Here is an 18,587-nt window from a genome sequence, read left to right as displayed (position 1 = left end):
GAAACGGCCCTGCTGCCGTTTCAACGAAACGCCCGCTGCTCACGCAGCGGGCGTTTTTTATTGCCCTGGATTCGGGCCTCCAGGCGAGCTGTCAGGACTATTCGGCGGCCCGCAGCGCTGCGCGGGTATAGATCATGGCGTGCGCAGCGCGCAGGTGGTTACCAATTTCCATCAGGTAGTTAAGGTCGTTCAAAAGAGATGTTGCTTGCCAACCGTCCAGCTCCTGGCTGCGTAGCTGCTCATGCAACCGACGCTCGAACCCGGCACGAAACATCTGCAGCTCCTGCGCCAGCTCGGCCGACCATCGCTCACCTGGCACACCGGCGTCCGCGCTGCTGCGGGCCAACAGCGAAAGCGTTGCACGCCCCTGCTCGCGCAACTGCCGGTACCCCTCACGCAGCGCGGGCCGCTGGCTATCGATGTGTTTGCGCAGATTATCCTGCAAATGCTTGGCAGCCTTGACCGCCTCCACCAGATCCCGCGCTGACAGCATGTCATCCATCAGCTGCTGTTGTTGTGCAGGCAGCAGTTCGCAATCCAGACGACTGCGGAAAGCGATAATGTCGGCATACACGCCTTTGATGTGCTGGTGGTACAGCGCATCGGCATCTTCACGCGCGGCCAGAGGCGGTATCGACAGACGGTGATCAAGGTTCTGACTAGCCGCCATGTCGCGGGCAAACTCGGCCGGCAGATACAGCGCTGCCGCAATCACCCTGTGGCTCAAACTGGCCAGGTGCGCCAGCTCCTGCTGCAGCACTCGCAACGCGGTATCGGCGTGCACGAGCGCTGCATCATTGAGGTACAGTGCCCGCGAGCGCGGCTGCAGAGCAAGCTCCTGATCCGGCTCGCACTCAACCGGTAGCCAGCGCTGCAACAGGCGCACCAGCAGGGGGATGCACGGCAACATCAGCACCAAGCCGAGCAGATTGAAAAGTGTATGAAACAGCGCCAGCTTGAGCGTCAGCGCCTGCTCACCGATCCCCAGCCAGCCAGCGAGCGTATCGACCAGTAACGCCAGGGACGGCAGTATTGCCAGGGCGACAATGGCGGTCACCAGATTGAACGCAATATGCGCAGCAGCCAGTTGCCTGCCCGCGTTGTTAGCCGAGAAAGCCGCTATCAATGCCGTCACCGTGGTTCCCAGGTTGGCGCCCACCGCCAGCGCTAGTGCAGCGGTATAGCCCAGCTGGCCGCTGGCCAGAGCCGTCAGGGTGATCATCAGCGTCGCGTGGCTGGACTGCATCAGCACCGTCGCCAGCGTGCCCAGCGCAGCGTAGAACAGCAAACCTTGCCAACCGCTGACGGCATAAGCAGACAAATCCAGCCCCGCATCCATGCCGGTAAAGCCCAGCTTCATCTGATCTATGCCCAGAAACAGCAGGCCGATACCGAGCAACACCTGCCCCCAGCCTCGCCAGCTGGCCGCCTTGGTGCGCTCAAGGATCACGCCCAACACCAGCATTGGCATGGCAATCTGCGAGAGGTCGACCTTCAGCCCGACGAGCGCAATCAACCAGGCGCCGGTCGTCGTGCCCAGGTTGGCGCCAAACACGATGCCGATGCCGGCAGTCAGGCTGATCAGCCCGGCGCTGAGAAAAGCGATACCGAGCAGAGTAATCAAGGAGCTGGATTGCACCAGCGCAGTGGTCACACCGCCAAACAGCAGGCTCTTCCACAACCTGTTGGTGCAGGCTGCGAGCCAACGCTCAAGTGCGCCACCCGTAAAGGCACGGAAACCGCTTTCAAGATAGCGCATGCCCAGAATGAACAGCGCGACGCCGGCAAGCAGCAGGGAAAGGGCGCTATTGCCAAAAAACAGCAATACGAAACCAGCCAGCGCGGCGATCAACCAGGCTGGCTGGAGCTTTACAAGCCGCAGCGATAACGAGCGACCCGCAGGCATGGCCGCTAGCCTATCCGGTCAGACAGACTGCAGCGGCATTGCCAGAGTGCGGCGCGATCCACCATGGACTGGCGCTCGCGCAAGGGAACCTAGAGGTTCTCGTCCTGCTGCTTGCGGCCGTAGCCGGCACGGGAGCAGCCCAGGCAACGGACAAAGGTCTCGGCACCGGGGCGAACCACCAGTTCGCGGCCCGCCTCGCCGATATTACCGCCAGCAGCGGAAAACGGCAGGCTCACCACAAAAGCAGCGGCGCCCACAGCGGTCACGGCCAGCAGCAGGGGGCGGGCAATAACCAGATCCCCGACCATGGCCAGGTAGCCAGGCTTGTCTTCCTTGTAGGAGTTGTAATCATCAGCAGCCATGACGCTGACACTCATCAGCAGGCCGGCGGCTAAAGCGGTAGTTTGACGTAACAGGCGCATATTGAATCCCTGGTTGTGGCCCGAAAGGCGTTGATCTTGTTACACGACCCGTTATCCCGTGGATCGCTGGTATCACACCTCATTGTAGGCACATTCCGCGAATTTCGGAACGTGGCACACTGAAATTAGTCTGGAGCCCCGTTTTACAGGGCTTTGCGACAGCTGCCGGGCGTTTCAGCGCTGGCATTGCCGGCAGAAAACCGAACTGCGCTGCCCCAATCGCACCTCACTCAAGGTTGTGCCACACAACTTGCACAGCTGTCCCGGCCGGCCATACACAAACAATTCCTGCTTGAAGTAACCCGGTTGGCCATCGCCACCGACAAAGTCACGCAAGGTGGTACCGCCGCGCTCGATGGCATGCGCAAGAATGCGCTTGATTTCCACAGCCAGCTTCAGATAACGCGCCCGACTGATTCGGCCAGCCTCACGGCGCGGATCTATGCCGGCAGCGAACAGCGCTTCGCTGGCGTAGATATTGCCAACGCCGACAACCACGGCATTGTCCATGATGAAGGGTTTGACCGCGCTGCTTTTGCCCCGTGACAGTTGATACAGGCGCTCGCCATCGAAGACCTCCGACAGCGGCTCCGGCCCCAGCTTGGCCAGCAGCGGATGCGGCTCGCCGGCCCGTGCCCACAGCAGCGCGCCAAAGCGCCGTGGATCGGTATAACGCAGGGCCATGCCGGAATCGAGCTCGATATCCACGTGCTCATGCTTGGCCGCGGGCGTGCCCGCCGGGACCAGGCGGAGATTGCCGGACATGCCCAGGTGGGAAATCAGGCTACCGCCGCCAATCTGCATCAACAGATACTTGGCCCGGCGTTCGATGCGCTCGAAGCGCTGCCCTTCGATCTGTATCTCCAGGTCTTCCGGGATGGGCCAGCGCAGCCGGCGCTCGCGCACGATCAGCCGGGTGACGGTGCGGCCTTCCAGGTGCGGGGCAATGCCCCGGCGCGTGGTTTCGACTTCAGGTAGTTCGGGCATTCAGGATTGCTGCCAGTAGGTAAAGAAGATCAGCAACAATAACAGCGGCATCACGGTGAGAACAAAGCGTCCGTTCCAACCGAAGGCCACCCGGAACGGTGTTTCGCCGCTGTAGCGTGACAGAATCAGGGTTGAGGGGCCAAACGGCGAGAAGATCATGGCCAATGAGAACCCACACATCAGCCCAACCGCTGGCGTCATGATGGGCACGCCCAGCAAGGATAACTGCGCCAGCAGGCCGGCGATCAGCGAGAGTGACACAATCGGCGCCAACCCCAGCACCGCCAGGGTAATAGTGCTGAACAGACTGCCGACCGCCAGCAGAATGTTGTATTTGGGATCCTGCGCCAGCCAGGCGGCGATCTCTTCCAGCGGCGCGACCGCACCCAGCACACCGCCCAGAAGTGCGGCGCAGCCGAAGATGAACATCTCGTTATGCATGCTGGCCATGTTCTCGGTGACCTCACGCAATACCGGCTGGGGCGAGCGCTCCCGCCACAGCAGATAGCTGATCACCCCGAAGGGCACCAGCACCATGGCCGATTGCGACGCGGTAAGACTCGATAGCGAGGCCAACACACCAATGGCGCCCAAACCCACCAGGCTACCCAGCAGCAGCTCCAGCATGCCGTCAGCCTTGCTCGAATCACCGATGTTGTCGCGTAGCTCCAGCAATCCTCGGGTTTCGCGGCGCCAGCCGACAATGATCATCATCAGCGCTGCCACCGCACCATAGGGCACCATGGTGCTCCAGGACTGCTCGGGCATCTCGCGAGAGATGATGGCGATGGTCACACTGGTGGGCGCCAGCAAGGGCACCAGGGCGAAGCCGCGTAGCGTGGTGACCATGACGCTGCGCAACCCGCTGCGACGCTGCTCATCGGTTAGCTGGTAACGCTTCAGATGCTCGGTCAGCGTGCCGCACAGCAGATTCATCATGCCGAAATTGAGAATCGAGCCGATACTGCCGGCGGTCAGTACGTAGCGCGGATAGAGCACCACTTTGGAACCTGACAGCAGCGCCTTGTGCAGCTCGCGCAGTTGCGGCAAGCGCTGCGCCAGCAGCTGCATCAGCCCCAGCGCGCCAAGAAAGCTGGTGTAATAGGCGACGGAGCTGGCCAGCTTCGGCCAGAGCTCGGCCTCGGGACGGGCGAACCAGACCGCCGGGACAAGAATCGACAGGGTGACTATTCCCAGCCAGCGCGGATAGGGATTCAGGCGCTTGAAGTGCAGCAGAAAATACAGCGCAAAGGAGGCCGCCGCGCCCCAGCTGAACCAGTGCAGCTGCGTCAGCAGGCCAAACAACTCAAGCGCTACGCCGAGCGGCAGTAGCACCGCAGGCTTCACGGCAGGTCCTTGCGAAAGGCACCTTTCTTGAATACGCCTTCACCGAAGCCGAGCAGTTTGTCGTTCTGGTCCAGCAGGTCACAGCTGGCCATGAACACCTTGTGCCCGGCACTGCGGCAGCTAGCCACGGCGCGCACGCGTGCGCCCAACGCGGCGGTGGCGGAGAAATTGGTATTCAGCGACAGGGTGATGGCCACCCGGCGCTCCTCCGGCGATTCTGCCCAGGTGCCGCACAGGCCCATGGCAATATCCAGCAGGCTGGCAGTAACGCCGCCGTGCAGGTTGCTGGCGTTGTTCAGATGCTTTTCGGTGAGCGTCAGGGCGACCACGGCGCGGCCCTGGCTGTACTCTTCAAGCTCCGCACCCAGTTCCTGAAAGAACCCGGTCACGGTGCGGGCGATGGCTTGACGGTTGTCTTGATTCACGGGTGCAACACCTTTTATTCACTACACTCGATGGGACACGGCAGCGCCGCCGGATGAAAACACCAACCCGTCGGCAATTGTCTTGGAAGCAGGCAAGTATGGCACAGGCGAGACACACAAGACTGTCGCCAAACTTGCACTCACAAGGTACAGGATTTAATCTCGCAGCACATTAAACGAAATACTGTTTCGCCGTGCGAAACATACGTCTGAACACATCCCCTACTGAGGAGTCCACGCATGTTCAATCGGATTGGCGTCATCGGCGCCGGCGCCATGGGCCGCGGCATCGCCCAACTGTTCGCCAGCAGCGGCCAGCAGGTTCAGCTGTTCGATACCCGCGCCGAGGCCATCGAGGACGCCCTGCAATTCAACCGCAACCTGCTGCAACGCGCCCAGGCCAAGGGCAAGATGACCGAGGCCGAGCTGGAGGCGACCCTCGCCCGCATGCAGCCGGCACAGACGTTGGAAGAACTGAAAGACTGCGACCTGGTGATTGAAGCCATCGTCGAATTGCTGGAGGTCAAACAGCAGCTGTTTGCCGATCTCGAAGCCATTGTTCGCGACGACTGCGTGCTGGCGACCAATACCTCTTCGCTCTCGGTCACCCGCATCGCCAGCAGCGCCAAACACCCGGGCCGGGTTGCCGGCTTCCACTTCTTCAATCCCGTGCCGCTGATGAAGATTGTCGAAGTGGTACGCGGCGAGCGCACCGATGAGCGCGTGATAGAAGGCCTGGTCGAGCTGGCCAATACCGCTGGCCACTTTCCGGCGATCACCCCGGACACCCCCGGTTTTCTGGTCAATCACGCCGGTCGCGCCTTTGGCACTGAAGCCCTGCGCATGCTCAGCGAAGGCGTGGCCACGCCGTCGCAGATCGACCGCATCCTGCGTGATGGCCCCGGCTTTCGCATGGGGCCCTTCGAGCTGTTTGATCTGACCGGTCTGGACGTCTCCCACGCGGTCATGGAGTCGGTGTACGAGCAGTTCTATCACGACCCGCGCTACACCCCCTCGTTCATTGCCGCGCAGCGGGTTGCTGCCGGCTTGCTGGGTCGCAAGACGGGTCAGGGCTTCTACCGCTACGAAGACGGCCAGAAAATCGAACCCGTTGAGGCGCAAGCCGAAACCGTGCTGATCAACCGCCCGTTCTGGCTGGAAACCGATGACGACGCGCTACGCAGTCAGGTCAGCGACGTCCTGGCCCGCGCAGGCGCCACATTGGAAACCGATACAAAGCCTTCGGACGACGCCATTTGCCTGATCACCCCGCTCGGCGATGACTGCAGCACCGCCCTGACCCAACTGGGGCTGCCAGCCGAACGCACCCTGGCCCTCGACAGCTTTGCCAACTGGGACAAGCGCCGCACCCTGATGCGTCAACCCGCCGCCAAGGCAGAGGTGGTAGCGCAGGCTCGCCAGGCCCTGAGCGCCGATGGCGTGCCCGTCGAAGTGATCAACGATTCCGCCGGCTTCGTGATTCAGCGCCTGATCGCCAGCGTCGTCAACCTGGGCTGCGAAATCGTGCAGAAAGGCATCACCACGCCGCAAACACTGGACCGCGCCATTCAACTGGCTCTGGGCTACCCCCAGGGCCCGCTGGCCTTCGGTGAGCATTATGGCGAAGCCAACATCCTTGCCGTACTCAATAACCTGCAGGCCGTTTACGGCGAACCGCGTTACCGCCCCAGCCCCTGGCTGCGTCGCCGCGTGCAGCTGGATCTGCCTTTGACCACACCCGACTTTCAGGAGTAACACCATGACTGCCTATATCTATGATGGCCTGCGTTCCCCCTTTGGTCGCCACGCCGGCGCTCTGGCCAGCGTACGCCCCGACGACCTGCTGGCCAGCGTCATGAGCGCACTGATTCAGCGCAATCCCTTTGATGGCCAGGACTACGAAGACGTGGTCATGGGCTGCACCAACCAGGCAGGTGAAGACGCGCGTAACATCGCGCGCCACGCTGGCCTGATGAGCGGCCTGCCGCCGGAGGTGGCCGGTGTGACCGTCAACCGCCTCTGCGGCTCCGGCCTGGCAGCCATCCTGGATGCCGCCCGCGCAGTAAAAACCGGCGAAGGCCAGCTGTTTGTCGCCGGCGGCGCCGAAAGCATGAGCCGTGCGCCCTTTGTCATCGCCAAGAGCGAAAGCGCCTACTCGCGTGACTTCCGCGCCTTCGACAGCACTATCGGCGCGCGCTTCCCCAACCCGCGGGTGGAAGAGGCCTTTGGTGACGACACCATGCCGCAAACCGCCGACAACGTGGCCGCCGACCTGGGCATCAGCCGTGAAGAGGCCGACGCCTACGCCGCGCGCAGCCAGGCGCTGTATGAAGCAGCCCGCGCCGACGGCTTCTTTGCCGACGAGATTCTGCCGATCGAAGTATCCCAAGGCCGCAAGAAGCCCGCCAAGGTGGTCGATCAGGACGAGCACCCGCGTCCCAGCAGCGATCTGGCCGCCCTCAGCGGCCTGCGTCCGCTGTTCAAGGACGGCGTGGTCACAGCCGGTAACGCCTCTGGCGTCAACGATGGCGCCGCCGCCCTGCTGATCGGCGATGCCGCGATTGGTGAGAAGTACGGCATCAAGCCGCGGGCGAAGATTCTCGCCGGTGCCGTGGCCGGCGTAGCGCCGCGCGTCATGGGCCTGGGCCCGGTTGAAGCCTGCAAGAAAGCCCTGAGCCGCGCCGGCCTGACCCTGGACGACATGGACGTGATCGAAATCAACGAAGCCTTTGCCTCCCAGGTACTGGGCTGCGCCAAGCAGCTGGGCATCGCCTTTGACGATCCGCGCCTTAACCCCAACGGCGGCGCCATCGCCGTCGGTCACCCGCTTGGCGCCTCCGGTGCCCGCCTGACCCTCACCGCCCTGCGTCAACTGGAGCGCACCGGCAAGCGCTACGCGCTGGTCAGCCTGTGTATCGGTCTGGGTCAGGGTGTTGCGGCGGTCATTGAGCGCACGCAGGGCTAAGCGCACGCGCAAGCGGCAAGCGGCAAGCGTAGGAATGGTGCGGGTGGCTGTTTGATGCGACTAAACGCAAGTATCAAAAGAACGCCCGTTCCTTCTTCTAGCTTCTAGCTCAGAGCTTGTAGCTTGTAGCTTGTAGCTTGTAGCTTGCAGCTTGTAGCTTGCAGCTTGCAGCTTGCAGCTTGCAGCTGAGTTTTTTGCTACTGTACCGCCTTCACTCTTAGCCAGCGACTCCCTGCATGCAGCTCAACACAAATGTTTTCGAATGGCTGGGCCAGGTTTTCGGTACCGTCATCCGTTTTATCATCGACAGCCTGGTCTGGCTGTTTACCCTGCTGAGCAATGCCAGCTCGGATTTCGTCAACGGTTTTGCCCGCGCTCTGGGCATCGACAGTAGCCTGCTCAGCATTGCTGCGGTGATTCTCGGGCTCTGCCTGATCTACCTTGGCGTGCGCGCCTTCATTCGTCGCAAGATCATTCTCGGCATCATCTGGATACTGCTTGGCCTCTGGTTGCTCAGCGCATTGATGCGGTGAACCGCCGCGCCTTGCATGCTGTCGCACCCTGAGTAGTATTGAGACAACTTTCGCGCCAAATTCAAGGAGAACACCATGGGATTTGCCTTTTCCAACGATCTGACACTCGAGAGCGCGGCCTTTGCTGCCGAGGGCGCTATTCCCAGCAAGTACACCGGCGAGGGTGAAGATGTATCCCCCGCGCTGAGCTGGAAAAACGCCCCGGCGGGCACCAAGAGCTTTGCCGTGATCTGCCACGATCCCGACGCGCCGCTGATCTCTGCCAACGGCACTTATGGCTTCGTCCATTGGGTCTACTACAACATTCCCAGTGACGTTACCGAACTGCCAGAAGGCTGCAATGCCTACACCCAGGGCAAGAACAACTTCGGCAAGCCCGGTTACAACGGTCCCATGCCGCCCGAAGGCCACGGTCAGCACAAGTACTACTTCTGGATCATCGCACTGGATGCAGAGCCGAACCTGCCAGCCGACCTCAGCCTCTGGAAACTACTGGAAAAGATCGAGCCCAACGCCACGGCCATGAACCGCCTGATCGGTACCTATCAGCGCGGCTAAACCCTTGGTTCCCGGCGCAGCCCTTCTGCGCCGGGGCACCGGCTCCGCTTTACCCCACCCCCAATTCGCCTTCCCTGAGGCTGATGCCGAAGCACATCGCCCGCGCGCATGACAGCGGATTCACCTCGCCAAGCTTGATTGCAGGCTGACTCGCACGCTGATTATTATGACCATCATATTGACAGCCACTACCCTTTTACCTTGATCGGAACCACTCCAATGGACATTTACAAGCCCGCCAGCCATGCATTCGATCGGGCCATCACCTTGCAATCTCAAGCCGCCAACCTGTTCAGTGGTACCACCAGCGATGAGTACCAGAATATGGTTGGCCCCTTTGGCGGCCTGACGGCCGCCACCCTGCTGAACGCAGCACTGCAACACCCCGCACGCCTTGGCGAGCCGATTTCTCTGACCATCAATTTTGCCGGCCCGGTACAGCCGGGAACATTTGAAATCGAGGCCCTGCCAATTCGCACCAACCGTTCTACCCAGCACTGGCTTCTGCTGCAACGACAGGGGGGCGAAGTGGTGACCAGCGGTACGGCCTTCTTTGCCACCCGCCGCGACACCTGGTCAGAACAACAGGAACCCATGCCTGCAGCGCCAGCCGCAGACAGCTTGCCGCAACAGATCCGCACCGAAAGGCCCTGGTTCCAGCATTATGACTTCCGCTATGTCTCCGGTCTTTTCCACCCGTCCGAACCGATCAAGGAAGGCCGCGAAGGTACCGATACCTTGCTGTGGACCCGCGACAACCCGCCTCGACCCTTGGATTTCGCCTCGCTGACCGCGATGGGTGACGTTTTTGCACCGCGCATTTTCCATCGCCGCCAACGCTTTACGCCAGCGGGCACTGTATCCATGACGCATTACTTCCATGCCGATGCGGCGCAACTGACTGCCAGCGGCGATCGGCCACTGCTTGGACAGGCGCGCTCCGCCCGCATGCACAACAACTATTCGGATCAGGTGGCGCATCTGTGGAGTGAAGACGGCACCTTGCTGCTGACCTCGACGCAGGTGGCCTACTACAAGGAATAAAGCGGAAATGCCTGCGCTCCGAACGGCGGGGCGCAGGCGCACGGCTCAGCCGAACAGCTGAACCAATTGGTTGCGCAGCGGCGCGTGCAACAGCGCGCGCGTCTCGCGGTAGGCGCGGCGGTCCAGCGCGGCCAACTGACGGGTTTTTTCCATCGCAGACGCCAGCAGTTGCTCGGCTGGCTGCAGCTCATCCAGAAAGCCTGCGGCCAGAGCCTGCTCGGGGTTCAGATACTCGGCCTGCAGTGCGCAGCGATTCAGCCACTGCGGCGCCAACCTGGCCCGCGCCTGGGCCATGGCGCCGTCCGGCATGGTCATACCAATGGCGACCTCGTTCAGCCCGATGCGAAACGCGCCCTCTGCCCCTACGCGGTAATCAGCCAGCAAGAGCACGAACGCGGCCTTGGCCATCGCATGCCCGCTGCTGGCGATCACCACCGGCGCTGGATAATCCAGCAGCGCCAGGGTCAGTCGGTCGCCCGCCGCCCGCATGGCGTCACAGGCTGGCCCCCCGGCATCGATCAACTTGCGATCATAGCCGCCACTGAAACAACCGGTGCGTCCGGTTACCAGCAGCGCAGCATCGGCCTGAGCCGCCTCGGTTATCGCCGCCAACAACTGCTCCAGCATGGTTTCCGACAGGGCATTCACCTTGCCATCATCCAGGCTGATCAGCGCTACCCCATCGGCTATCTGCAGCGTCAGAGCGCTCACGCCTTGGTCTCGCCGCGAGCCTCATCGCGCAGCACGCGACGCAGCAGCTTGCCGACCGACGACTTGGGCAGATCCTCGCGTATTTCCACGTGCTTGGGAATCTTGTAGCCGGTCAGATGTTCGCGGCAATGGGCGATGATCGCCGCCTCATCTAGCTCGGCATCATTGAGGCTGACGTAGACCTTGATCGCCTCACCGGTGCGCTCGTCCGGCACGCCCACCGCCACACACTCGCGCACGCCGGGGTGACGCATCAGGGCATCCTCCACATCGTTGGGATACACATTGAAGCCGGACACCAGAATCATGTCCTTCTTGCGGTCCACCAGTTTGAGGAAGCCCTGGTTGTCGATCACGCCTATGTCACCGGTTTTCAGCCAGCCATCCTCGGTAAAAGTGGCCGCGGTTTCATCCGGACGGTGCCAATAACCCTGCATTACCTGAGGCCCGCGAATCAGCACCTCACCGGGTTCGCCGCGCGGGGTCTCGACGCCGTCTTCATCGACCGTCTTGAGCTCGGTGTCTATTACCGGCTGGCCGATGAAGCCCTCCTTGTAAGGCGTGTTGGCGGTGGAGGCGACGACTACCGGCGAGGTTTCGGTCAGGCCATAGCCCTCACGGATGACACTGCCCGTGCGTGCTTGCCAGCGCTTGGCAATCTCGGTATTGAGTGGCGCGCCGCCGGAGTTGACCCATTTCAGGCGGCTGAAGTCGATATTGTCGAATTCGGGATGGTTCATCAGTGAAACGAACAGCGAGTTGATGCCCGTGAGCAAGGTAAAGGAATGGCGCTTGAGATCATTGATCATGCCATCCAGGTCGCGCGGGTTGCTGATCAGCACGCTGTGGAAACCGGTAAACACCGAGGCGATGCAGTTCGCCGTAAAAGCGAAGATATGGTAGAGCGGCAGCGGCGAGATACGCACCTCCTTGCCGTATTCAACATCGCCTTCCTTGAGAATGCTGACCGCCTGCAGCACGTTGCAGAGAATATTTCGGTGGGTCAGCATCGCACCCTTGGAAACGCCCGTGGTACCCCCGGTGTACTGCAACATCGCCAGATCATCCAGGCCGCGCTCGGCCTCCACCGACGGTAGCTCATCACCCAGGCGCAGTGCCTGCATGAAGCGCATTTCGTCCGCTTCGGCGCTGTCGTATCGCGGATTGGTCAGGTCGTCGGCACTGGTGACAATCAGTTGCTCGACGTCCGTAGAGCCCTGGATCTTGCGCACCAGCGGTAGCAGCTTGTCGAGCACTACCACCGCCTTGGCGCCGGAGTCGGCGAACTGGTGGCGCGTCTCGTAGGCGGTGTACTGCGGGTTGGTATTGACGATCACCAGGCCCGCGCGCAACGCGCCGAACAGCGCTACTGTGTATTGCAGCAGGTTGGGCAACTGGATTGCCAACCGGTCACCCGGCTCCAGCCGGGCGTGATGGCGCAGATAGCGAGCAAAAGCATCAGCGCGGCCGCGCAGTTGGTTGTAGGTAAGGGTATCGCCACCACAGGAGAATGCCGGACGATCGCCGTACCGCGCACAGGAGCCGTCGAGTACATCGAAAAGGGTGGTGTAACCCAGCTCAGCCAGCTGGGCGCCGACGGCGTAGTGGACGGTTGGCATCTGAACCTCGTTAGTGAACTATTATTTTGAGCCGCGCTTTATCGGACGTATATTTTGCACAGCGGAATGAAGTACCAAAATATGCTATTCTATCGGGCCTTAGTGTGCAATGATCGAGACAATCTCTCGAGAGTCTCGCTGTGCAGAACGCCCTATCGTGGTATGTTTCGCGGCTGATCGACAACAATAATAGACAAGCATCGAACAGTAAGAGCGCCGTACATCGGCCAGAACACCAGGATGCGCCAGCAAGGTAACCAAGCAAATGAATGAAGAGCACGAAAACAGCAACGCCCCCGTCACCGCGAAGGATCGCAAATTTGTAGAGGCGCTGTCTCGTGGCTTGGACGTCTTGCGCGCATTCAGCCAGGGCGCGGTGGTCATGGGCAACCAGGATATCGCCCGCATCACGGGCCTGCCCAAACCCACAGTCTCGCGCATGACCTACACCCTGACCAAGCTGGGCTACCTGAGCTATTCCACGCAGCTGGAGAAGTATCAGCTTGATTCCGGCGTGCTCGCCCTGGGCTACGCCTATGTATCCAATTTACGCGTGCGCCAGCTGGCCAAGCCCTACCTCGACGAATTCGCCCGCACCACCAATACCTCGGTAGGCCTCACCTGCCGCGACCGCCTGTCGATGATCTACGTGGAAAACTGCCGACCGGCGGAAACCACGTCCCTGCGCATGGATGTCGGCGTGCGTCTGCCACTGGCCACCACCGCCGCCGGCCGCGCCTACCTTGCTGCCATGAAGGACGAAGAGCGCAGCCATGTGATGGATGCTCTTAAAGCGCGTAATCCGGAAAGCTGGCCCGAGCTGGAAGCCTCACTGCAGAAAAGCTTCGCCGAGTACGAAAAGCACGGTTTCTGTCTCTCGCTCGGCGATTGGGACCGCAACGTCAACGCTGCCGGCGTACCCTTGCATCTGCAGGATGGCAGCCTGATGGTGCTGACCTGCGGAGCGCCTTCCTACCTGGTCTCGGAAGAGAAAGTCCAGAATCAGCTGGCACATCAACTGGCCATGCTGGCCAGAGACATCGAGCGGTTGGGCGTTTAGCGCCCAGCCGCTCACTGCAAGCTGCAAGCGACAAGTTAAACACGTGCGCTCAGCCCATCCACCCTTGGTTTAATCCTGGCTTGCCGCTTGTAGCCTGAGGCTTGCCGCCGTGATGAATCGCCCCCGCGCCTAGCGCGGTGGCGATTCATCACCTTTACTGATAAACCCCCATTTCGCGCAAAAGGGGCATCGACAAAGCATTTGTTTTTTTGTATTTTGCCTAGCGAAACATGGTTTCATTATTTCGCATAGCGAAACAGCGAAATAGCCAAATAGTGAAACGCACTTAGCCATACCTACGGAGGTCAAGCATGTCGGACGTGGTCACTCTTGAACGCAAAGGCGCCATTGCGGTTATTACCGTCAATAATCCCCCGGTCAATGCACTCGGCATTGCCGTGCGTGAAGGCCTGCAGAACAGCTTCAAGGCGGCTGAAGCCGACCCCGAAGTAAAGGCTATTGTGCTGGTCTGTGAGGGCTCAACCTTCATCGCCGGCGCGGATATCAAGGAATTCGGCAAGCCGCCGAAGGAGCCGAGCCTGCCCCAGGTGGTCAATGACATCGAAGCAGGCAGCAAGCCCAGCGTCGCCGTGATCCACGGCACCGCCCTGGGCGGTGGTCTGGAAGTGGCCGTCAGCTGCCATTACCGTATTGCTCGCAAGGACGCCAAGGTCGGTCTGCCGGAAGTCAAACTCGGCCTGCTGCCGGGCGCCGGTGGCACCCAGCGTCTGCCGCGCCTGACCGGCGTTGCCAAGGCACTGGACATGATCGTCAGCGGCGCGCCCATCAGCGCGACCGAAGCGCTGGAGCTGGGCGTGGTCGACCAACTGATTGAAGGCGACCTGCTCTCCGCTGGCCTGGCCTATGCCGACCAGTTGCTTGCCGAAGGCAAGGGCCCACGCCGCACAGGCGAGCGTACAGACAAGCTCGAAGGCGTCGATAACGCCGCAGCCGTCGCGGCCAAGCGCGCCGAGATCGAAAAGAAGATGCCCGGCCTGTTCTCGCCGCAGCGCTGCGTTTCCGCAGTCGAGGCCGCCTTCACCCTGCCGCTGGCCGAGGGTCTGAAGCGCGAGCGTGAGCTATTTGCTGAATGCCTGGTCTCGCCACAGCGCGCAGCTTTGGTACACGCCTTCTTTACCGAGCGTCTGGCCTCCAAGGTCGATGATCTGCCCAAGGACACCCCCGTACGCGACATCCAGTCCGCCGCCGTGATCGGTGGGGGCACCATGGGTGTGGGTATCGCCATGTGCTTTGCCAACGCCGGCATCCCGGTCAAGGTGCTGGAAATCACTGCCGAGGCCCGCGACAAGGCCATGCAACGTGCCCGCGACACCTACGGCATGAGCGTCAAGCGCGGCAGCCTGAACGAAGCGGCACTGGAAAAGCGCATGGCGCTGATCAGCGGCGTGACCGATTACGCCGACCTGGGCGACGTGGATCTGGTGATCGAAGCCGTATTCGAAGAGATGGGCGTCAAACAGAAAGTCTTCGAAGCACTGGATGCCAACTGCAAGCCGGGCGCGATCCTGGCCAGCAACACCTCCTCGCTCGACCTGAACGAAATCGCCCAGTTCACCAAGCGCCCCGAAGACGTCGTGGGCCTGCACTTCTTCAGCCCGGCCAACGTCATGCGCCTGCTGGAAGTGGTGCGCGGCGAGAAAACCGCCAACGACGTGCTGGCTACCGCCATGGCGATCGGCAAGAAATTGAAGAAAGTAGCCGTGCCGGTCGGCGTGTGCGACGGTTTTGTCGGCAACCGCATGGTTTTTCAGTACGGCCGCGAAGCCGAGTTTCTGGTCGAAGAAGGCGCCACGCCGGCGCAGGTCGACGGCGCGCTGCGCAAGTTCGGCATGGCCATGGGCCCCTTCGCCATGCGTGATCTCTCTGGCCTGGACATCGGCCTGAGCATTCGCACCCGCCAGCGTCAGACGCTGCCAGCCGAATTCAAGCTGCCGGTGGTTTTGGACAAGATGGCCGAAGCCGGTATGCTGGGTCAGAAGACCGGCAAAGGCTTCTATGTTTATGAAGCGGGCTCCCGTACCCCGTTGGAGAACCCGGAACTGCCGGCGCTGCTGGAAGCTGCTTCAAAAGAGCAGGGTATCGAGCGCCGCGAACTGTCCGATGAGTACATCATCGAGCGCACCATCTATGCCCTGATCAACGAGGGTGCCAAGATCCTCGAAGAAGGCATCGCTCAGCGCGCCAGCGACATCGACGTGATCTACCTCAATGGTTACGGCTTCCCGGCCTTCCAGGGTGGTCCCATGTTCTACGCTGACGCCGTGGGCCTGGATCGCGTGTACGCAAAAATCTGTGAGTTTCATGAACAGCATGGCGCCTGGTGGAAACCCGCCGCCCTGCTGGAAAAACTGGCCAAAGAAGGTCGCAAGTTCGCCGATCTTTGATAAATCAGGGCATCCGGCGCCGATACCGGCTGCCGGTTACCCGTATTACCACGAGGACTGACAATGGAAATTCATTTTTCTCCAGAACAGCTCGCCTTCCGCGACGAAGTGCGTGAATTCCTGAAACAGGAGCTGCCTGCCGACATCGCTCAGAAGGTCAAACTGGCCAAGCACCTGAGCAAGGAAGACCACGAGCGCTGGCAGAAGATTCTGTCCAAGCGCGGCTGGTACGCGCCGGGCTGGCCGGTTGAGCACGGCGGCACTACTTGGGGCCCGATCGAGAAGCACATCTTTGACGAAGAGTCCGCCGCTGCCGGCGCACCGCGTCTGGTGCCCTTCGGCGTCAACATGGTGGCGCCGGTGATCATAAAGTTCGGCTCTGAAGAGCAGAAAGCGACCTACCTGCCACGCATCCTTGATGGCACCGACTGGTGGTGTCAGGGCTACTCCGAGCCGGGCGCCGGTTCCGACCTGGCCTCGCTGAAGACCCGCGCCGTGCGCGATGGCGATCACTACATCGTCAACGGTCAGAAGACCTGGACCACCCTGGGCCAGCACGCCAACTGGATCTTCTGCCTGGTGCGTACCGACCCTGAAGCCCAGCAACAGCGCGGTATTTCCTTCCTGCTGATCGACATGGCTACCCCCGGCATCACCGTGCGTCCGATCCTGACCCTGGACGGCGACCACGAAGTCAACGAAGTCTTCTTCGATGACGTCAAGGTTCCGGTCGAGAACCTGGTGGGCGAAGAGAACAAGGGCTGGACCTGCGCCAAGTACCTGCTCACCCACGAGCGTACCGGCCTGGCCGGCATCGGCGCCTCCAAGGCAGCAATGAGCAACCTCAAGCGCATTGCTTCCAAGCAGCAGAAGAATGGCAAGCCGCTGATCGAAGATACCCTGTTCCGCAGCCAGATCGCAGAAATCGAAATGTCGCTGATGGCGGCGGAAATGAGCACCCTGCGCATCGTCGCAGCGGCCTCCGAGGGCGGTGTACCCGGCTCGGAAAGCTCCATCCTGAAAGTCCAGGGCACCGAAATTCGCCAGACCATCACGCACCTGATGCGCAAGGCGCTGGGCCCTTACGCCCTGCCCTTCCTGCCGGAAGAGCTGGACCTGGACTACGACGGCGAACTGCTCGTCGACGACTACGCGGCCTCGCCGGCCTCGCAGTACTTCAACATGCGTAAACTGTCGATCTTCGGCGGATCCAACGAGATCCAGAAGAACATCGTCTCAAAAATGATTCTTGAGCTCTGAGGAGGCCGACCGTGGATTTCAAATTGACCGAAGAACAACAGATGCTGCAGGAAACTGCCGAGCGCCTGGTTCGTGACGTGTACGACTTCGAGAGCCGCAACAAATTCAGCGAAAGCGAAGCCGGCTTCAGCACTGCCTTCTGGCAGCAGATGGGTGAGCTGGGTCTGACCGCCATCCCCTTCGCCGAAGAGCTGGGCGGCTTTGGCGGCGGCGGCGTGGAAACCATGCTGATCATGGAACAGCTGGGCAAGGGCATCTGCCTTGAGCCCTACATGGAATCCGTGATTCTGGCGGGTGGCCTGATTGGCCAGTTGGGTAGCGATGCACAGAAAGAAGAGCTGATGGGCGCCATTGCCAGCGGCGAACTGCAGGCGGCTGTCGCACTTGACGAGCTGAACAGCCATTACGACCTGGCCAACGTCACCACGACTGCCAAGCAGGATGGTAGCGAGTGGACATTGAGTGGTCGCAAGGGCGTGGTCATCGGCGGCCAGACCGCAGGCAAGATCCTGGTGTCTGCCCGTACCGCTGGCGACAGCCGCGACGAGCAGGGCATCAGCCTGTTCCTGGTCGACCCGACCAGCGCCGGCGTCAGCCGTCGTGTGTATGCCACCGTTGACGGCCGCAAGGCCTGTGAGCTGTTCCTCGACAACGCCAAGGGCGAGCTGCTCGGCGAAGCCGGCAAGGCCTTTGACGCCATTCGCTACCAGAGCGGCCGCGCCATCGCTGCCCTGTGTGCCGAAGCCGTTGGCGCCATGCGCGCGTCCTGCGATCTGACGCTCGACTACCTGAAAACCCGCAAGCAGTTTGGCGTGGTGATCGGCAAGTTCCAGGTACTGCAGCACCGCATGGTCGACATGATCAGCGAGCTGGAGCGCGCCACCTCCATGGCGATCCTGGCAGCCTGCCTGGCTGACGACGAAGACAGCGCCGAGCGCAGTGCCAAGCTGGCCGCCGCCAAGTTCGTCATCAACCGCGCTGGCCGTTATGTCGCCGAACAGTGCATCCAGCTGCATGGCGGTATCGCCATGACCTGGGAATACAACGGTGCTCACTACGCCAAGCGTCTGGTCATGATCAGCCACCAGTTCGGTGATGACGACCACCACCTGGAAGCCTATGCTGCGCAACTGAGCGTCGCGTAAGTTCCTTCCGGACAGCCGGGCTGGCGTCAATCGGTCGCCAGCCCGGCATTTTTGTCCAGCAAAGCGACAATTTGCACTTTCGGGCGCTCACTCTGCCCGGTATCCTATGCAGCCCTTTTAATGTCATGCGCCCGCGGGCGTCTCAAGACTTGTGGAGGACTAACGTCCATGAAAATCCTCGTTGCCGTTAAGCGCGTGGT

16 protein-coding genes are annotated in these 18,587 nt (G+C 61.4%); 9 read left to right on the top strand and 7 right to left on the bottom strand.

The genetic code is table 11. The annotated features are described in order from the left end of the window. Positions 1–97: 97 nt before the first annotated feature. The 5 genes from V7756_RS17550 to V7756_RS17530 all read right to left on the bottom strand — a co-directional run bounded on the left by V7756_RS17550 (position 98) and on the right by V7756_RS17530 (position 5,087). The gene (locus V7756_RS17550) at positions 98–1,906 is read right to left on the bottom strand and encodes a Na/Pi cotransporter family protein (RefSeq protein ID WP_335611495.1); all 1,809 of its coding nucleotides are present in this window, start codon (positions 1,904–1,906) and stop codon (positions 98–100) included. A gap of 89 nt (positions 1,907–1,995) precedes the next feature. Continuing rightward, on the bottom strand, positions 1,996–2,328 hold the full coding sequence (locus V7756_RS17545) for a multidrug transporter (RefSeq protein ID WP_442909023.1): 333 nt from the start codon (positions 2,326–2,328) through the stop codon (positions 1,996–1,998). Between the two features lie 174 nt (positions 2,329–2,502). Then, positions 2,503–3,315: a bifunctional DNA-formamidopyrimidine glycosylase/DNA-(apurinic or apyrimidinic site) lyase gene (mutM, locus tag V7756_RS17540; RefSeq protein WP_335611494.1), complete on the bottom strand. Its 813-nt coding sequence runs from the start codon at positions 3,313–3,315 to the stop codon at positions 2,503–2,505. Next, the gene (locus V7756_RS17535) at positions 3,316–4,662 is read right to left on the bottom strand and encodes a hypothetical protein (protein ID WP_335611493.1); all 1,347 of its coding nucleotides are present in this window, start codon (positions 4,660–4,662) and stop codon (positions 3,316–3,318) included. It abuts the gene before it with no gap. After that, a complete protein-coding gene (locus V7756_RS17530; RefSeq protein ID WP_335611492.1) occupies positions 4,659–5,087 on the bottom strand; it encodes a PaaI family thioesterase in 429 nt (142 codons plus the stop codon). The genes V7756_RS17535 and V7756_RS17530 overlap by 4 nt, the downstream gene beginning before the upstream one ends. Before the next feature lie 240 nt (positions 5,088–5,327). Here V7756_RS17530 and V7756_RS17525 point away from each other — a divergent pair, with 240 nt between their 5' ends. The 5 genes from V7756_RS17525 to V7756_RS17505 all read left to right on the top strand — a co-directional run bounded on the left by V7756_RS17525 (position 5,328) and on the right by V7756_RS17505 (position 10,187). Continuing rightward, positions 5,328–6,842, top strand: a complete 1,515-nt coding sequence (locus V7756_RS17525; protein ID WP_335611491.1) for a 3-hydroxyacyl-CoA dehydrogenase — start codon at positions 5,328–5,330, stop codon at positions 6,840–6,842. 4 nt (positions 6,843–6,846) lie between these two features. After that, a complete protein-coding gene (locus V7756_RS17520) occupies positions 6,847–8,052 on the top strand; it encodes a 3-oxoadipyl-CoA thiolase (RefSeq protein ID WP_335611490.1) in 1,206 nt (401 codons plus the stop codon). Positions 8,053–8,288: 236 nt separating this feature from the next. Next, positions 8,289–8,585 (top strand): hypothetical protein, encoded by a 297-nt coding sequence (locus V7756_RS17515; RefSeq protein ID WP_335611489.1) that lies wholly within the window; start codon positions 8,289–8,291, stop codon positions 8,583–8,585. 75 nt (positions 8,586–8,660) lie between these two features. Continuing rightward, entirely contained in the window at positions 8,661–9,143 is a 483-nt protein-coding gene (locus V7756_RS17510) for a YbhB/YbcL family Raf kinase inhibitor-like protein (RefSeq protein ID WP_335611488.1), read from the top strand. Positions 9,144–9,362: 219 nt separating this feature from the next. Further along, positions 9,363–10,187, top strand: coding sequence for an acyl-CoA thioesterase (locus V7756_RS17505; RefSeq protein WP_335611487.1), 825 nt, complete (start codon positions 9,363–9,365; stop codon positions 10,185–10,187). A gap of 45 nt (positions 10,188–10,232) precedes the next feature. Here V7756_RS17505 and V7756_RS17500 read toward each other — a convergent pair whose 3' ends face one another. Together V7756_RS17500 and V7756_RS17495 are read right to left on the bottom strand one after the other, a co-directional pair. After that, positions 10,233–10,898: a crotonase/enoyl-CoA hydratase family protein gene (locus tag V7756_RS17500; RefSeq protein WP_335611486.1), complete on the bottom strand. Its 666-nt coding sequence runs from the start codon at positions 10,896–10,898 to the stop codon at positions 10,233–10,235. Beyond that, positions 10,895–12,517 (bottom strand): AMP-binding protein, encoded by a 1,623-nt coding sequence (locus tag V7756_RS17495; RefSeq protein ID WP_335611485.1) that lies wholly within the window; start codon positions 12,515–12,517, stop codon positions 10,895–10,897. The genes V7756_RS17500 and V7756_RS17495 overlap by 4 nt, the downstream gene beginning before the upstream one ends. 265 nt (positions 12,518–12,782) lie before the next feature. Between V7756_RS17495 and V7756_RS17490 the strand changes: the two genes are divergently transcribed. The 4 genes from V7756_RS17490 to V7756_RS17475 all read left to right on the top strand — a co-directional run bounded on the left by V7756_RS17490 (position 12,783) and on the right by V7756_RS17475 (position 18,387). Next, positions 12,783–13,577, top strand: a complete 795-nt coding sequence (locus V7756_RS17490; protein WP_335611484.1) for an IclR family transcriptional regulator — start codon at positions 12,783–12,785, stop codon at positions 13,575–13,577. A 311-nt stretch (positions 13,578–13,888) separates the two neighbouring features. After that, the gene (locus V7756_RS17485) at positions 13,889–15,982 is read left to right on the top strand and encodes a 3-hydroxyacyl-CoA dehydrogenase NAD-binding domain-containing protein (RefSeq protein WP_335611483.1); all 2,094 of its coding nucleotides are present in this window, start codon (positions 13,889–13,891) and stop codon (positions 15,980–15,982) included. A 63-nt stretch (positions 15,983–16,045) separates the two neighbouring features. After that, positions 16,046–17,242, top strand: a complete 1,197-nt coding sequence (locus V7756_RS17480; protein ID WP_335611482.1) for an acyl-CoA dehydrogenase family protein — start codon at positions 16,046–16,048, stop codon at positions 17,240–17,242. Between the two features lie 11 nt (positions 17,243–17,253). Continuing rightward, a complete protein-coding gene (locus V7756_RS17475; protein WP_335611481.1) occupies positions 17,254–18,387 on the top strand; it encodes an acyl-CoA dehydrogenase family protein in 1,134 nt (377 codons plus the stop codon). The last annotated feature ends 200 nt before the right edge of the window (positions 18,388–18,587 follow it).

Source organism: Halopseudomonas sp. (assembly GCF_036961105.1).
In the GTDB taxonomy this organism is placed as follows: domain Bacteria; phylum Pseudomonadota; class Gammaproteobacteria; order Pseudomonadales; family Pseudomonadaceae; genus Halopseudomonas.
This window is presented reverse-complemented; position numbering and strand designations above follow the sequence as displayed.

Coding starts and splice junctions, on each gene's coding strand:
- V7756_RS17550 (WP_335611495.1), bottom strand. CDS start 1,906: ATGCCTGCGGGTCGCTCGTTATCGCTGCGGCTTGTAAAGCTCCAGCCA.
- V7756_RS17545 (WP_442909023.1), bottom strand. CDS start 2,328: ATGCGCCTGTTACGTCAAACTACCGCTTTAGCCGCCGGCCTGCTGATG.
- mutM (WP_335611494.1), bottom strand. CDS start 3,315: ATGCCCGAACTACCTGAAGTCGAAACCACGCGCCGGGGCATTGCCCCG.
- V7756_RS17525 (WP_335611491.1), top strand. CDS start 5,328: ATGTTCAATCGGATTGGCGTCATCGGCGCCGGCGCCATGGGCCGCGGC.
- V7756_RS17520 (WP_335611490.1), top strand. CDS start 6,847: ATGACTGCCTATATCTATGATGGCCTGCGTTCCCCCTTTGGTCGCCAC.
- V7756_RS17515 (WP_335611489.1), top strand. CDS start 8,289: ATGCAGCTCAACACAAATGTTTTCGAATGGCTGGGCCAGGTTTTCGGT.
- V7756_RS17510 (WP_335611488.1), top strand. CDS start 8,661: ATGGGATTTGCCTTTTCCAACGATCTGACACTCGAGAGCGCGGCCTTT.
- V7756_RS17505 (WP_335611487.1), top strand. CDS start 9,363: ATGGACATTTACAAGCCCGCCAGCCATGCATTCGATCGGGCCATCACC.
- V7756_RS17495 (WP_335611485.1), bottom strand. CDS start 12,517: ATGCCAACCGTCCACTACGCCGTCGGCGCCCAGCTGGCTGAGCTGGGT.
- V7756_RS17490 (WP_335611484.1), top strand. CDS start 12,783: ATGAATGAAGAGCACGAAAACAGCAACGCCCCCGTCACCGCGAAGGAT.
- V7756_RS17485 (WP_335611483.1), top strand. CDS start 13,889: ATGTCGGACGTGGTCACTCTTGAACGCAAAGGCGCCATTGCGGTTATT.
- V7756_RS17480 (WP_335611482.1), top strand. CDS start 16,046: ATGGAAATTCATTTTTCTCCAGAACAGCTCGCCTTCCGCGACGAAGTG.